Source organism: Legionellales bacterium (genome assembly GCA_026125385.1).
Classification (GTDB): domain Bacteria; phylum Pseudomonadota; class Gammaproteobacteria; order JAHCLG01; family JAHCLG01; genus JAHCLG01.
This window is the reverse complement of record JAHCLG010000007.1, coordinates 37969-53449: the sequence shown is the minus strand read 5'-3', so window position 1 is coordinate 53449 and position 15481 is coordinate 37969. Positions and strand designations below refer to the sequence as shown.

10 protein-coding genes and 1 tRNA gene are annotated in these 15481 nt (G+C 38.8%); 6 read left to right on the top strand and 5 right to left on the bottom strand.

Annotation, left to right across the window (positions count from 1 at the left end; all coding sequences use genetic code 11):
- The first annotated feature begins 83 nt into the window (after positions 1-83).
- Positions 84-1421: a hypothetical protein gene (locus KIT27_04195; GenBank protein ID MCW5588845.1), complete on the top strand. Its 1338-nt coding sequence runs from the start codon at positions 84-86 to the stop codon at positions 1419-1421.
- A 259-nt stretch (positions 1422-1680) separates the two neighbouring features.
- Here the strand turns inward: KIT27_04195 and KIT27_04190 are convergent, their stop codons facing one another.
- A complete protein-coding gene (locus tag KIT27_04190; GenBank protein MCW5588844.1) occupies positions 1681-2409 on the bottom strand; it encodes a class I SAM-dependent methyltransferase in 729 nt (242 codons plus the stop codon).
- 1051 nt (positions 2410-3460) lie between these two features.
- Between KIT27_04190 and KIT27_04185 the strand changes: the two genes are divergently transcribed.
- The gene (locus tag KIT27_04185; GenBank protein ID MCW5588843.1) at positions 3461-4972 is read left to right on the top strand and encodes a hypothetical protein; all 1512 of its coding nucleotides are present in this window, start codon (positions 3461-3463) and stop codon (positions 4970-4972) included.
- A gap of 182 nt (positions 4973-5154) precedes the next feature.
- Here KIT27_04185 and KIT27_04180 read toward each other — a convergent pair whose 3' ends face one another.
- Together KIT27_04180 and KIT27_04175 are read right to left on the bottom strand one after the other, a co-directional pair.
- On the bottom strand, positions 5155-5769 hold the full coding sequence (locus tag KIT27_04180; GenBank protein MCW5588842.1) for a hypothetical protein: 615 nt from the start codon (positions 5767-5769) through the stop codon (positions 5155-5157).
- A gap of 341 nt (positions 5770-6110) precedes the next feature.
- A tRNA-Ser gene (locus KIT27_04175) sits at positions 6111-6201 on the bottom strand.
- A gap of 276 nt (positions 6202-6477) precedes the next feature.
- Here KIT27_04175 and KIT27_04170 point away from each other — a divergent pair.
- From KIT27_04170 to KIT27_04160, 3 genes are all read left to right on the top strand, one after another.
- Complete coding sequence (locus KIT27_04170; protein MCW5588841.1) at positions 6478-8943, top strand: acyl-CoA dehydrogenase; 2466 nt, start codon at positions 6478-6480, stop codon at positions 8941-8943.
- The gene (locus KIT27_04165; protein MCW5588840.1) at positions 8919-10214 is read left to right on the top strand and encodes an acetyl-CoA C-acetyltransferase; all 1296 of its coding nucleotides are present in this window, start codon (positions 8919-8921) and stop codon (positions 10212-10214) included. The genes KIT27_04170 and KIT27_04165 overlap by 25 nt, the downstream gene beginning before the upstream one ends.
- Positions 10215-10290: 76 nt before the next feature.
- A complete protein-coding gene (locus tag KIT27_04160) occupies positions 10291-12390 on the top strand; it encodes an enoyl-CoA hydratase/isomerase family protein (GenBank protein ID MCW5588839.1) in 2100 nt (699 codons plus the stop codon).
- Positions 12391-12716: 326 nt separating this feature from the next.
- On the opposite strand, the gene KIT27_04155 is transcribed toward KIT27_04160, so the two are convergent.
- Together KIT27_04155 and KIT27_04150 are read right to left on the bottom strand one after the other, a co-directional pair.
- Positions 12717-13895: a hypothetical protein gene (locus tag KIT27_04155; GenBank protein ID MCW5588838.1), complete on the bottom strand. Its 1179-nt coding sequence runs from the start codon at positions 13893-13895 to the stop codon at positions 12717-12719.
- Between the two features lie 239 nt (positions 13896-14134).
- On the bottom strand, positions 14135-14509 hold the full coding sequence (locus KIT27_04150; protein MCW5588837.1) for a hypothetical protein: 375 nt from the start codon (positions 14507-14509) through the stop codon (positions 14135-14137).
- A gap of 562 nt (positions 14510-15071) precedes the next feature.
- Between KIT27_04150 and KIT27_04145 the strand changes: the two genes are divergently transcribed.
- Positions 15072-15320, top strand: coding sequence for a hypothetical protein (locus KIT27_04145; GenBank protein ID MCW5588836.1), 249 nt, complete (start codon positions 15072-15074; stop codon positions 15318-15320).
- The last annotated feature ends 161 nt before the right edge of the window (positions 15321-15481 follow it).

The following is a 15481-nucleotide window of genomic DNA, read 5'->3' as shown; positions in this document are numbered from 1 at the left end:
TTTTCATTTGCAGTCAAAATAGGTATACTTTGCAGTGAAAAACATCATGTAGGATTTTTAGCAGGGATTCATCGAGTAGTTAAATGACAGAGATATATCATAATAAATTTATCCAAGAAATAACTTGGGATGAGGCAAGGCCATCCTTGCATAAATTACAACCCGAATTAACCAACATTATCGACAAAATAGGACCAAGTAGGGAGCACACTTTTTTTAAGGTGCGTTATTATTATGGGATGAATATTCTTAAGCATGGGATATTTTATTTACCGAAAGATAATGGAGAGTTAAAACCATTAACAGATTTTCCCCCAGAAATTCGGAGTAAATTAGATTATAACTTATATTCAAATCCGGTTACGGCTATTTTAAATAATTCGGTGGAATTGTTTTTAAGTTTTGAAGATCGAGTAATCCCTCTTTATAGTTTAATTCACTCAGGTAAAGTGTTTGGCGCATGGCGTGTCACTAAAAAAAAACATACTCATCATCCTAAGTTTATTTGGGACATGACGGCTGGGGCGCGTTCGATCTTTATGTTGCCTAAAATTCAAAAAGCAGTTCAGCACACTAATTTAATTAAACGTTGGAGAATTACGGCGGATGTGCCTAAACAATTGATGGATCATTGGTATATTTTCAAACAAATCGCCCAATCTCCTCACGTTCAAGACAAATGGTACACAGAGTTATTATTTTTTACCAGTCCATGGTTTGAGCACCTTGATGACTCAGCATGGGAGCCGTTCAATTATTTTATTTTAAAACAATCTTGGGAAAGTAGTGATTTTTGGCGTAGCGAATTTATTTGGAATATAGTTCTATCGCTAATCCAGCAGCGGCGCATGATTAGACCTAACGCTTATATTGCTAACATTATTAAATATTTATTGGGTATTGCTGCTGGTGCCACTCCAGGATTTGCACCGGCAGTGGATGATACCTCTGGTCCTATTGAACTCATCCAAACCGCCTATATTGAAGATTATCATTTGCAAGAATATGCGCCAATTATTATGCATCCAAAATTATTTGATTTGTATAGTGAAGATAGCGAGCCTGTGTATTATGGTTTGCAATTTCCCATTGCCTATGAATTTGCTATGAAATCCAGTGAAAGGCAAACCGTTATCTCTGAATTATACAGCACCAAATTACTCATGGATAAATATTTAAATGAAATTCGTGAAGGTAATTTTGCGCTTGAAACTACCCCTTTACACGATTTAACTGAACTCGCCGAGTTTAATTATTATCATAATGATGTTAGCGATTATCGAGGGTTATTAGAAAGTCAAGATATGCCATTAACCGATAAACGCTTTTGCTTGGATAAATTTAAGAACGATAAATTTCCCAATTCAAGTTCTTTTGTAAAAGGATGTGTGAAAATCCAGAAAAAAATAAATAATGGCTAGGATATGTTTAATTGATGTGTGTGTTTCGCTATTTGTTTACTGAGTATAAACGGTGTGCTAATGCTTAAAACTCAAGTTCTAATAAAATTAGCGCGCCCTGATAATGCTATTCTGCTGACAGAATCTCGTTGATTTTTTTACTCTCTTGCTCATTTTACTGGCTGAAAGCTGCTATGATACGTAAAAAAATCACTTGGTTATATCTCACTATAGCGAATTTTCAATACACTCTAAACTGAGTTAATTTAACCACACATTTTTATTTTTGAATTATATAGAGATTTCTGTTTCGCTGTGTTGGTGTAATGTAGGGCATGTGTTCAATGCTATTAACAGCCAGTTGCTCAGCATAGGAAGTGATTTCTTGAGGGGTGGGTAAGTAGGCATGAACACTCACTTCATTATTGACTTTAATAAGATGATCTCGATTTAACAATGCCTCCTGATTATTTTCACTACTCACAGGTGTATGAGTAGGGGAAAGTGAGTCAATAATTAATTTCCCACCGCTTTCTAATTTTTTCACTAACGATTTAATAATCAGAGGTTGTTCATATTTATTGAAGTCGCAGATCCCAGACCACAACCATAAAATAACATCAAATTTTTCCTTGGTTTGAAATAGTAAAATATCAGTATGATAGAGTTTGATAATCGAGTTGAATTGACTCTTAAGAATTTCACACATGCGTTGACTTTTTTCAACAGCTACAATACGGCCATAATAATGATGTTTTAAAAGAAAACTAATGACACGCCCGTAACCTGCCCCTACCTCAAGAATTTTTTTAGTATTTTTGATGTGATCGAAAATAAGGTTAACGTCATATCCATCCGCTATTCCTCCTTGTTGGGCTAAATTTTTCAACGTTTCGATTTCAATATCATCATAAAACGCAATATTATCTTTGTTTGCCCAAATAGAATTAGTGGGCGGTAGGGAACTTAGCGAATTTTCTTGGACCGGTGGTGTAGATATACTTTTCATATTGTTCATCTTTAAATTTAGTATAAGCATTAAGTTTTTTTGATCTGAAGCATGATTTATGTGCGTATTTTTTCTTGTGTTTGAGTTCACTAAAAACACGCTAAGTTATTCTTAACAACTTAAAAATCAAGATGCTTCATTAGTACAACATAGTAATACAAAATCAGCAAAATCACAAAGAAATATTCCTCACCATAAATTGGGTATTGTATTTATGAGAACGTTTAAACATATTCACAGGAGTCTGTGGTGAGCTTATTCGGCTAAGAATATTTCCTTCTTTCTATAGCATAAACATCTTGACTTTTGAGATATTAACCTTCTAACACAGCATTATTTAAGCTTTATCGGCATGATATGCTTGGTTTATAAGTATTTTATTCGCTTAATCAATCATCGCGATGGGGTTTCCAAGCGGGCAAATGCGATTTTCCCTCTTGGTGAGCGAGCACGAACTTTGCTCGTGCCGCTCATCATCGAAAGAATATACCGCTCGCCATCTTTTTATCCCGCATCTTGATTGGCGAGCGGTATAGAAGGCAATCAACTAAAGCCTGATGAGATCAAAGGGGGCATCCAGATGCAAGAGCATTTCCCAGGTAGAGAGCCGGATGCGCCTGAGGTAAAACGCGATTATGTTGCGTCTGATCTTACCCCACTTCAATAGACACTAAATTTATCAATATTATATTAATTTACAAAGAGTTGTCAGATAAGGTACATTATAAATAATCGGTTAAGCCGCCATAAAAGAGGCTAAATAGATAAGATAAATGATGCTTTCAAATGGATTCAACTGGGATGGTTTTTATCGTCAGAGGATGACTTCGCCCCGGCGCACTGGATAGTGGCATTTTGATGTGGTCTTCTCGAAGTATGACGATGGTCTTTAAAAATCAACGTAAAATGGGTGCATTTCAGCTTTATCATCTTGGAAAAATCGAACCACAAGGGAGTTTTCATTAAAAATGTATGATGGGGATCATATGTTTATTGAAACCTCAGAGACTATTTTGATACAAGATGTAAAAAACGTCATAAGGAGCATGGTATGAAGTCAGGGATCTTGAGTATTTTTATAATATCTTTATTGGCGATGACCGTGATCACTTATGCTAGCGTCGATCCCAAATCTCCCTGGCAAATAATGGCCTATCACGATTTAGCAATTACGCGAGAACGGTTATTAAGTAGTGTGCCAAAAACAGAAGATAAAAACACTCATTATGGATACTGGTTACAAGCAGGTTACGAGAAAGTCTTGGCGATGGTACCTAAGATAAACTCATTTTCTGGCTATATTTACGCCTTACGATTTTATTTGAATGGTTTTCGAGATTATCACACAGAAGTTGTTCCGTTATTAAAAATCATTAATCCGTCTGAAAAATGGCCTGGTTTTATTATTGGCAAAAGAGACGGTCAAATTAAAGTTGTTTATCGTGACACAACGTCAAATTTCAAACAAACACTTCCTGCTGTTGGAGCGACGTTAATCAGTTGTGACGAAACACCTGTAGAAAAATTAATTGAGAAACAACTCTTACCTTATTATCCCATGCAAAAAGATGATCCTGCGACTTGGTCAGAATATATTCCACAATTACTGATTTGGGATCAAAATCCATTTATTAATCAATTAAAAAAATGTACTTTTTTAGATGACGATCATACCAAAATTTATCATTTATCTTGGCAAGTCGTACGCAATCCTTCACCGTTATCCTTAGGTAAGTTAGATTTTCCAGAAAAAATAGATGATGCCGCTTTTGGTAAAGTACCTAAATTCACCATTACGAAATTTAAGGAAAACAGTGTTTGGATTTCCATTCCTATTTTTGCATGGGGACTACCTACAGATGGTCGCACCAGTGATCAATGGTTAACAAAAATTGCCGATCAAATTAGCCAATTTAGAAAAGCAAAATTATTGGTTTTTGATTTACGTGGCAATACGGGGGGCGATCCCATCTACATGGAACCTATTATTACTCATTTATATACCAAAAATTATTTAAGAAGTTTAGGTAAACGATTTGATTGGAATCAAGTTCAAAAAATCAATTTTTTTGCGAGTAAGAATAATTTACAACATTTTATTGAAACAAAATCGCCTAATAGCATGATTGAAGGAATGAGTAAGGCAATAAAAGAACATCAAAAAAGTTTTATTTATCAAAATCAAATTTTGTCACCGGGTTCTAAATCGCAGGTTAATCCAGTTAGTGCAAAAGTTATTTTGTTAACTGACGGTCGCTGTGCCAGTGAATGTAATAGTTTCGTGTTAGCCATGAAATCTATCCCCGGCGTTATTCAAGTAGGACGAGCTACAGCACCTGTGACCAATTCAACTTGGAACACTGTATACGTTTTCAAAGATAATGTGGCGGCGATAGTATATCCCTTAGGACAAATCCAGAGTCCAAAAATGGCTGATGGTAAAGCACTTCACCCGATTTTTGAGTATGAAGGTGATATGGGCGACACAGGTGCGCTACAACAATGGATTTGGCACCTGTATCAAGCCGGTAAACTAAACTCGTTTGTGACTCAGCAAGGATAAAATCAATTTTAAAAAAACTAGTTATAAAGAAGTATCTGGTGATGGTAAAGATATCGTGCTGATTCACGGCTGGCCTGTGATTCGCGTTATATGCAACCTATCGCAGATATACTCGTGCAGATTCGTCAGACCATACGTTATAGCAAGCTGTCGGTCAGAATTATGCCCTGTGGCGGATTGTATTATCGTCCGAGGTTAATGCGTGATTGTGCACTATCTGCGGTAATGTCTATTCCTAATTTTTTTATTACTTCTTCCCGGTAATTGATGGCAATGTCGCTTAAATCATAAGTAATTTTAGGAGAGGCTATTCTTATAAAAGAGTTATTGTTTCCAGCTATTGCTTTTTCATTTGCTGTTAATAAGCTCCATGAATCCTCTTTCCAAAAAGTCCTACCAAAAAAAGTCAAACTCACTTTTACAGAGCCTTGCTCGGTTTCCAGTGTTTGAGTAACTTGAAAATCTACTCCAGTTTGAATTTTGCTATTATCTATTCTTCCAGAGCTTTCAAGACGAGGGGAAACTTTTATACCATAATCCTTAGACACGAGATATTCCGATGCGCATTGCGGAAAAATTCTAGCTAATTCAGCAACACATTTTACAAACAAATCGAATGTATCAGGCGCGAATGCTACTAAATTTTTTCCTGCAAAAATATTTGCAATATTAGAGCAAATAATTTCTTGATCAAAATTGGTATAATCCATTATGGGATTAGCAAAATTTTTTATTTGTTCCAATTGATTATTAGAACAGGTGGGATCATGCTCTTGGTTTGAGTTGGGATGTGTCAAGTTGAGTTGTGCTAATTCATTATTAACTTCTAGAGGTGGATTGATTGCCGGTAAAAACTGTCGAATCAGTGATTGTTGACTATTTTCGTTATCTTGTTCACTTGTTTACGGTGACAAAAATCCAGATGTTCTAGATTAATCCGCAACTTATAATTAGCAACATTGCGCAACTGATTGTGTGGTACAAGCAGATATGCAACATAAAACTCATCGGCTTGTGAGCTAACTATTCTCGATTTTGGCATAATAGGGCTATTTCGGCTTAGGTTTATTCACAAAGTATAGCCGAACTTTCTAGAAGATGATTTTAATTGTCTATGTGTGCTGGTTTTTAATGAGTTTGGCGGAGAGAGAGGGATTCGAACCCTCGATACGCTATTAACGTATACACACTTTCCAGGCGTGCGCCTTCAGCCACTCGGCCATCTCTCCCGATCGTACTTGCTCATTTACTTTACATTGCCCACACATTCCACCTTCGGTGGAAGAGAGAGAGGGATGGATTCGTCATTCACTTCGTTCATTCCTCACCCTGAGCCGGTGCGATAGACTATATGAAGTTGTAGGAGAACTCAATATTTAATTGCGAATATCATTAAACAAAACAAAAAATTCTGATTTTTTTATGACTTAGCCTCAATAAAATGACTTGTGAGTAAGGCGTTCAGCCGCTAGAATGCGTGATATTTTCAGTGGAAGGGGTTAGTTATGCTAGTATTACTCGAGTTTTTAACATTATTGGGCATTGTTTGGGGATTAGCCGCCTATCAAGTGTCTAGACTCGTGTGGACGCCGGTGGTGGGGTTAACTCTGTTGGCGTTTTCCGTGTTCAGTCATTTAAGTTGGCCGGTATTAACCCTGTGTTGGTTGCTCTATTTAATTCCTGTCATCATTTTTAATGTGAGCTTTATCCGCTATGAATTAATCAGCTTACCAGTATTAAAATTTTTCCGTAAAGCCTTACCTCCTATGAGCGAAACAGAACGCGAAGCGCTAGATGCGGGCGATGTTTGGTTGGAAGGCGATTTATTTTGTGGTCGCCCCAATTGGCAACGTCTGTTTAACACTCAATACACGGTGTTAACCGCCGAAGAGCAAGCCTTTATCAATCATCAAGTTCCTGCACTCTGTAACATGTTAAACGACTGGGAAGTGGTGCACCAAGAGCACGATATTCCTGAGCGCGCATGGAACTACCTGAAAAAAGAAAAATTCTTCGGCTTGGTGATCCCAAAACAGTACGGTGGATTGGGTTTTTCGGCTTTAGCTCATGCGGCGGTCGTCACGCGACTTTCTACGCATTGTATTTCAGCTGCTGTCACCGCCATGGTGCCAAACTCCTTAGGCCCAGGTGAATTATTAGTAAAATACGGTACCGATGAACAAAAAAATTATTATCTTCCTCGTCTTGCTGCGGGTGAAGAAATTCCCTGCTTTGGATTAACTGGACCCGATTCGGGTAGTGATGCGGCGAACATGAATGATCTGGGCGTTGTGTGTCGTGGAAAATTCGAAGGCAAAGAAATGCTGGGTATTCGCTTAAATTTCGAAAAACGTTACATCACCCTCGCACCAGTGGCGACAGTCATCGGTGTTGCGTTTCGTTTAACCGATCCCGATCATCTACTCGGTGAAAAAACAGAAATTGGTATTACGCTTGCACTTTTACCAGGAGATTACCCAGGTATTCAGCACGGCGAGCGTCATTGGCCATTAGGCATGTCGTTTATGAATGGCCCTGTGCGTGGCAAAGATATCTTTGTTCCTTTTGATTGGATTATTGGTGGTAAAGAAAAAATGGGGCAGGGGTGGCGCATGTTGATGGAATGTTTATCCATCGGTCGTTCCATTTCTTTGCCGGCGATTGGTGTCGCCTGTGGGCAATTAGCCTTTCGTACAACGGGTGCCTACGCGCGCGTTCGTAAACAATTTCGCATGTCGATTGGAAATTTCGATGGCGTGCAAGAAGCCATGGGACGCATTGGTGGTTTAACCTATATTAATAATGCCGCACAAAAACTAACTTGCACCGCAGTCGATCAACACGTGAAACCCGCTGTTGTTTCAGCGATTGCTAAATTGCACTTAACCAATAATGCGCGTCAAATCATTAACGATGCTATGGATGTTCATGCCGGACGCGGCGTGCAAATTGGTCCCAACAATTACCTTGCACACGGTTATTTTGCGTTACCTATCAGCATCACCGTTGAAGGTGCAAACATTTTAACGCGTAATTTAATTATTTTTGGCCAAGGCGCTGTGCGTTGTCATCCCTTCGTGCGCGATGAAATGGCGGCAGCAAGCATCGAAAATAAAACCGAAGCGTTAGAAAAATTCGATCGCTTATTATTATCTCATATTGGGTTTACCATCAGTAATGTTGCGCGCAGCTTGTGGTATGGTATTAGTGGCGGACGTTTTATTGCTTCTCCGGTAAAAGGAAAAACTGCAAAATATCATCAACAACTCACTCGTATGAGTTGCGCTTTAGCCATGATGGCCGATTTTTCAATGATGTTTTTAGGCGGGGCATTAAAACGGAAAGAACGTTTATCCGCGCGCTTAGGTGACGTATTAAGTTATCTTTATTTAGGCAGTGCGGTATTAAAATATCACGAAAGCCAAGGTCACGCGCAAGAAGATTTACCCTTTATTCATTGGGCAATGTCGTATTGCTTATTCAATATTCAAGAAGCGTTTGCGAATTTTCTTGATAATTTTCCCATTAAAAATGTTCGTTGGTTATTTCGCCGGTTTATTTTCTTCTGGGGCAGAAGCTATGAGCCACCACGTGATTCACTCGATCGCAAAATTTCACAAATCATGATGGAACCTTCCGCCTTGCGCGATAGAATCACGGAAAGCTGTTATTTAAGCTCCGAGCCCACTAATCCCGTGCGCTTAATGGAAGAAGCCTTGCAAAAAATGGTGGCCTGCGATCCCATTCAAAAGAAAATTTATAATGCGCAACGCAATGGCGTATTGGCTCGCGATGCTCATTTTGAAGAAATCGTGCAAGCCGCGTTAAAAGCCTCGGTGATCGATGCTAACGAAGCAAAATTATTGCGAGAGTTTGAAAGCATTCGTGAACAAGTGATTGCAGTGGATGAATTTCCAGCCGATTATTTCAAGAGGAATTTAGAATCATGTCTAAACACCAAAGTCGCGTAGTCTATATTGTCGATGGCGCACGCACGCCATTTTTAAAAGCGCGCAATGCTCCAGGTGTGCTGAGTGCAGCAGATTTAGCCGTTCATTGCGCTCGCCAATTATTAGCACGCCAACCTTTTTTACCGGCGGATATTCAGGAAGTCATTACTGGCTGTATGGTGCCGAGCCAAGATGAAGCGAATATCGCTCGCATTATTGCTTTGCGTTTAGGGTGTGGAAATAAAGTTCCTGCATTCACCGTGCAACGCAATTGCGCCTCCGGTTTGCAAGCCTTAGATAATGCCTATCAAGATATTCAGCTGGGGCGACACGAATTAATTTTAGCCGGCGGTGTCGATGCCATGAGCCGTGCGCCGTTAATTTATCAACAAAAAATGGTGCAATGGTTTTTAAACATGAGCGCGGCGAAAAACTTTCGTCAACGTGTTGGGCAGTTGTTAAAAATTCATCCTGGTGCTTTATTCTCACCCATTATTGCGCTGATTCGTGGCTTGACCGATCCGGTGGTTGGCATGAATATGGGGCAAACGGCTGAAGAACTGGCTTTTCAATTTAATATTACACGCCAAGAAATGGATGAATTTGCTGCGCAATCTCATCAACGCGTATTGAATGCGCAAAAAAATCATTTCTTTAACGAAATAGTTCCACTCTATTGTCAGGATGGTTCCGTGTTAGAGCAAGATGATGGTGTGCGTGATGATAGTACAGTGGAAAAACTCGGAAAATTAAAACCGTATTTTGATCGCAAATTTGGGCAAGTCACCGCGGGTAATAGTTCACAAATTACCGATGGTGCTGCATTCTTACTGTTAGCTAGTGAAGAAGCCGTCGAAAAATATCAATTGCCGGTGATGGCAAAAATAATTGATATCGAATGGGCAGCATTGTCACCCAAAGTCATGGGATTAGGGCCGGTATATGCGGCAACTGCATTACTCAAACGTCAAAGTTTAACGAAAGACGATATCGATTTTTGGGAAATCAATGAAGCCTTTGCAGCGCAAGTTTTAGCGTGCTTAAAAGCGTGGGAAGATCCCCAATTTTGCCAGCAAGAATTAGGATTAGAAAATCCTTTAGGTAGTATTGATCGTCAAAAATTAAATGTCGATGGTGGAGCCATTGCTCTTGGGCATCCGGTGGGGGCAAGTGGAGCACGAATCGTATTGCATTTAGCCAACGTGCTTAAACAACGCCAAGGCAAATTAGGCTTAGCCAGTATTTGCATTGGTGGTGGTCAAGGCGGTGCCATGCTCATTGAAGCTGTTTAAAATAATCGAAACGATTGAATGATAAGTGAGGCGCCGACTTAGAGCGGTGAAAAAAACATTATTTATGGAGAAAGGAATGAATACATCCTATCAACATTGGCAATTACAACGTGATCAACACAATATTGTTTGGTTAACCATCGATCGCCAAAATAGTTCCGCCAACTCATTAAATAATGAAGTCTTAGATGAATTTAAATTAATTCTAGACGACATCGAAAAAAATCTCCCAGCCGGATTAATCATTCAATCGGCTAAAACCACGGGTTTTATTGTGGGAGCCGATATCGAACAATTTACGCATTTAAACAGTGTCGAAGAAGCTGTAAATTTAATTCAACACGGTCAACGAATTTTTAATCAATTAGCCCAATTAACTTGTCCTACCTTAGCATTAATCGATGGTTTTTGTTTAGGTGGCGGTTTTGAATTAGCGTTGGCTTGTCGTTATCGCGTGGCGTGTGAAGAGGCAAATACCAAAATTGGTTTACCAGAAGTGATGCTGGGTATTCATCCCGGTTGGGGTGGCACCGTGCGTTTACCTAAATTAATTGGCAGCGCGAAAGCATTACCGGTGATTTTATCCGGTCGTTTTTATGATGCGCGCAAAGCCTATAAGTTGGGAATGATTGATGCTTGTGTGCCAAAACGTCATTTAAAAAATGCCGCTCTGCATTTTATGTTAAATAAACCGCCTGCACATCGCCCAAGTAAAATGGCTGTGCTTTCTAATAGCTGGCCGCTACGTTATTGTGTTAAACAATTACAAACCCATGCGGGATTAAATCGATTTTTACTCAAGCTCCCCAAAATCGGTCACCAGTTTCGCGGTAATTTAATTAATATGATTAAACCCGAACATTATCCTGCACCATTTGCGGTAGTGAATAATTGGTATCAATATGGAGTGAATGCTAAAAATGCCGATGAGATTGAAGCACAATCCATTGGTAAATTATTATTACATCCTACTGCAAAAAATTTAGTGCGCTTATTTTTCTTAACCGAACGCTTAAAATCGCAAGCAAAATTAAAAGGCTATCAAGCCAAACGCGTGCACGTGATTGGTGCTGGCGTGATGGGTGGAGATATCGCAGCTTATTGCGCGCTGAAAGGTATGCAAGTTACCCTGCAAGATCGCGAACCAAAATTAATTGGCCCTGCAGTCAAACGCGCCCATCAATTATTTAAAAAGAAATTAAAAGATCCACGGTTAATCCAAGAAGCCATGGATCGTTTCATGCCCGATCCGCAAGGCTTATGCATTAAACAAGCGGATGTGATTATCGAAGCCATTTTTGAAAATTTAGCAGCCAAACAAGAATTATTTAAACAATTAGAAAAAATGGCAAAACCCGATGCTATATTAGCCACAAATACCTCGACAATTTTATTAGATGACATTAATTCTGTGATGAATAATCCGCAACGTTTAGTAGGAATTCATTTTTTTAATCCCGTATCTAAATTAAAATTAGTCGAAGTGATCCACGGTTCAAAAACCGCAGAAGACGTCATTAAAAAAGCGATGGCCTTTGTGGGAAAAATTGGTCATTATCCCGTAGCCGTAAAAAGCAGCCCTGGCTTTTTAGTGAATCGCATTTTAATGCCGTATTTAATGGAAGCGATGACGTTAATTCAAGAAGGTGTACCGCTCGCTGCTATCGATCAAGCGGCTGAACAGTTTGGTATGCCGATGGGTCCCGTCGAATTAATCGATAATGTGGGCTTAGACATTGGTTTAGCCGCCGCACAATATTTAACGACAGCCTTCGGTGGCGAAATCCCTGAGTTATTAAAACAAAAAGTTCAGCGCGGAGAATTAGGTAAAAAATCAGGTAAAGGTTTCTATGACTATAAAAATGGCCACGCCATAAAACCCGCATTGCCGCGCGATTATCAAGCCCCCAGCGATATTACCGATCGCTTAATCTTACGAATGATTAACGAAGCAGCCGCGTGTTTGCGTGAACACGTCGTAGCCGATGCTGATTTATTAGACGCGGCGATGATATACGGCACCGGTTTTGCTCCATTCCGCGGTGGCCCTATGCATTATTCCTCGAGCATTGGGCTAGAATCTTTTCGTGCGAAGTTACAGGCCTTAGAACAAATTTATGGAGAACGGTTTCGGGAGGATAGTGCGTGGGATGGTGTGATCTCGATCAGAGAATAAATATTATTTTATATAAACTGCCTTTATAGCGAACGCATGTTAAAATTTGGTGAGCACTTTGAAGTGTCGATCATCATTAAAAGAATATACTGCTCGCCATCTTTTTATCTCGCATCTATACTCAAAACAATTGGATTTTAGGCGAGGCGTCGAGTTAAAGATGTGAAGGAGTGTATACTAAATATATGACTGAGTAGCTTTAACTCGACAACAAAGCTTAAAATTCAAGTGTGAGGTATATATTGGTGTGCGGCATAGTATTCAAAAATCAGAGAACTACGCCTCAGTATAGTGAATTATCAATACTCCTTAATATGTCCTGGGAATTATTTAGTTTTCCTTTGTGGCGTGACTTGTGGATTTGCATCAGCAATTGTTTTATTCAGCGAGTCAATATTTAAATTTCTGAGAAATTGCAGAGAAGAATTTAATGATCTCACAAGCTCACTTTTAGTGAGACCTATTTTGCCTAGTAATGAATGTTGAGCGTGATCACGTTGCGCTTCAAAGATAAATACAAACACAGTATTAATGAGTAGGGTATTAATATTGTCTTTGCGATCATCACAAGCAGAAGAGGTAGTATGTGTTGATGTGAAATCGTGCGTGCTGAGTGTTTTTCTGAGTTCTGTGGCAACATTAAGTCTTGTTGAAGACGATGGCAGTCCCCATACGTCTCTTTGAGCAATCGTTGAGTAATAGTTTGTTATTCCTTGAACAACTAATATTTTAGTTAAGGCGTATTGTATACTTTCTTCAATTTGAGAAATGGATTTTTTTCCAATGATTACTTGCCCAAGTTGCGTTTCGAAATTTTTCAACAGACTTGTTATATTCGACTTATTCAAGGAATTTTTGAGTTTGGATAAATAGGCGTCACACGTTTTGATGAAATCATTATTTTCTGGAAATAACTTTTTGACAACTGTTAGATAGAAATGAGATGGTATAGTTTCTGGCGGTGCTTGATGGGTGAATGAGTTTGGTAAATGATAAAATTCCCCAACTATTTTCGAGCAGCAAATTACCTGTGGAATGAATTGTTTTTTAGTAGAATCAAACTCACAAAAGCTATAAAAATTACCACTATTCTGCCTTTCATAAGGATCTTCATTTTCAAGACCCTTTTCAACCATTGCTAGACTCATAGAAAGAAGATAAATTTTTTGATCCCGAATAATTAAATAAGAATATTTTTTACCCTTGGCAGGTAAAAGTTGTTTCTCTAAATTTTCAGTTTGCATTAATCGAATTAAAAAGTGTATATCTTGGTGGTAGGTTTCGTTAAGATCAATGACCAAATCATGAAGCTGAGCTTTCAGAGTTACTAGTTCTGTTTTTTTTCCATTATAAATAATAATATTTGTTTGAGCACGTTCAGAAGAAAAATCTGTTTCAAATGGGGTGGACTGAGCTTTATTAACAGGCAAGGTTAACTTACCTTGATTTGTAAACTCAGGTAGTAATTGGTTTAGAATTTGAGTTGAACCAGTCAAAGTAAACATTTCTTTTCTCAATTTAATACTTATTATTCTCACACGTCTAAAAGACGTGATTAACCTTTTCCCCCATCCCTGTGTGTCTATTAAAAAAGCAAATTCCTGAACTGAGGAATTCATTGTCAGCGATAACGCTATTTCTTTGTAATAAAATATAATTGTTTTAATGCAGCGCAGTATAGCGCGTCGGTTAGAAAAAACAATACACCTAAATAGGTTATATTCGCGTGAAAGGTGAAAAATTTTTACGAAAGTTTAAACCACATGCGGTTTTCTCCGCCCAATTGCAAGGCTAAATAGATGATAATTGGGCTGGCATATGGTACCAAAACTTGCATAACCCCATGATCTAAATGGATTAAATTCAATGCAGAGCTTATTATTGCGCTTAAACACAAGCCATAAAATCCGATTTTTCGCCAACAAAATAGCCCAATAATGCAAGCAATATTTAAAATATACAACGCACCAATGACATTCAGCATCAGGCTGGGTGAAATCCCATTTTTTAAACCTTGGCCTGCCACGAGAGCAAAGATACCCGCCATTAAAATGTTACCACTGAGCATAAGGCTTAAAATTAATGTCGCCAAAAGATTACGATGATAAGCGATAATCATGACTCACCATTTTCTATAAATTGATGTGCATATGGTATCACAATCGCGCGAGCCAGTACTATACCCAACGCACTTTAAGATGCGCCTGAAGCCAAAATCTAGGGTTAGAAATTTTCACTGATTGTCGAAGTGAGTTATCTTAATAAACACCTATTTTCCCTCTTATTTTGCGAAAGCTTAGCGAACGCACTTATACCGATCGCCTGCGACTTAGTCTCCGACTCCCCGCATCTACATTGGCGAGCGGTATAGTCTTAATAATTTTCAATCACAACATGAAAAAAAGCTTGCTAAATTCTAATTTTATTGCAAAATCTATTCAGCAATACGATTTTGACTGGGATCAATAAGTTATACGCAAAGTGATTGGATTTTAAGCGCGGCGTTAAGTATAAAGATACCAAGGAGTGTAGAGATAGTAGCTTTATGCTTAGCAACACAGCCTAAAATTCAAGCGTGAAGAGTATAGTGTCGTATTGTGATTAAGTTTTAATTATTCGAGACACACCGAGTTTCTGAATAAGGTTGAAAATAAGCAAGAGTGTTAAGAGGTAGAGAGCAGATGAGTGATCGTTATTCGGATACCGAAGAAGATGAAAACGACGAGGATTTGTTCCCTGAGGATGAGGAATTTGAGGAAGGTCTACAAGAGAGTGAGGTGCCCATGGATCAGGACGCGCAACCTAGTAAATATTCAAGACGCAGTGTAGAAGATTATATGGAGCGTAAACGGCTACGCGAAGAGTTAAGCTCCGTATTTGATGACGACGATGAATTCGATTTTGACGACGAGGACGATGAAACCGAGTAGGCAAATACGTCTGTTTAATGGAATTCATTGATACCGCGGCTTAATGCCGCGGTATGTTTTTGGGGAGGGTGAGATTTATTACGTTTTAGAAACTTTACTCGTTATTAAGCTGATCAAAATTTAAGTAAACATACCATTCCTCGCCGCGCGAGTTTATCATT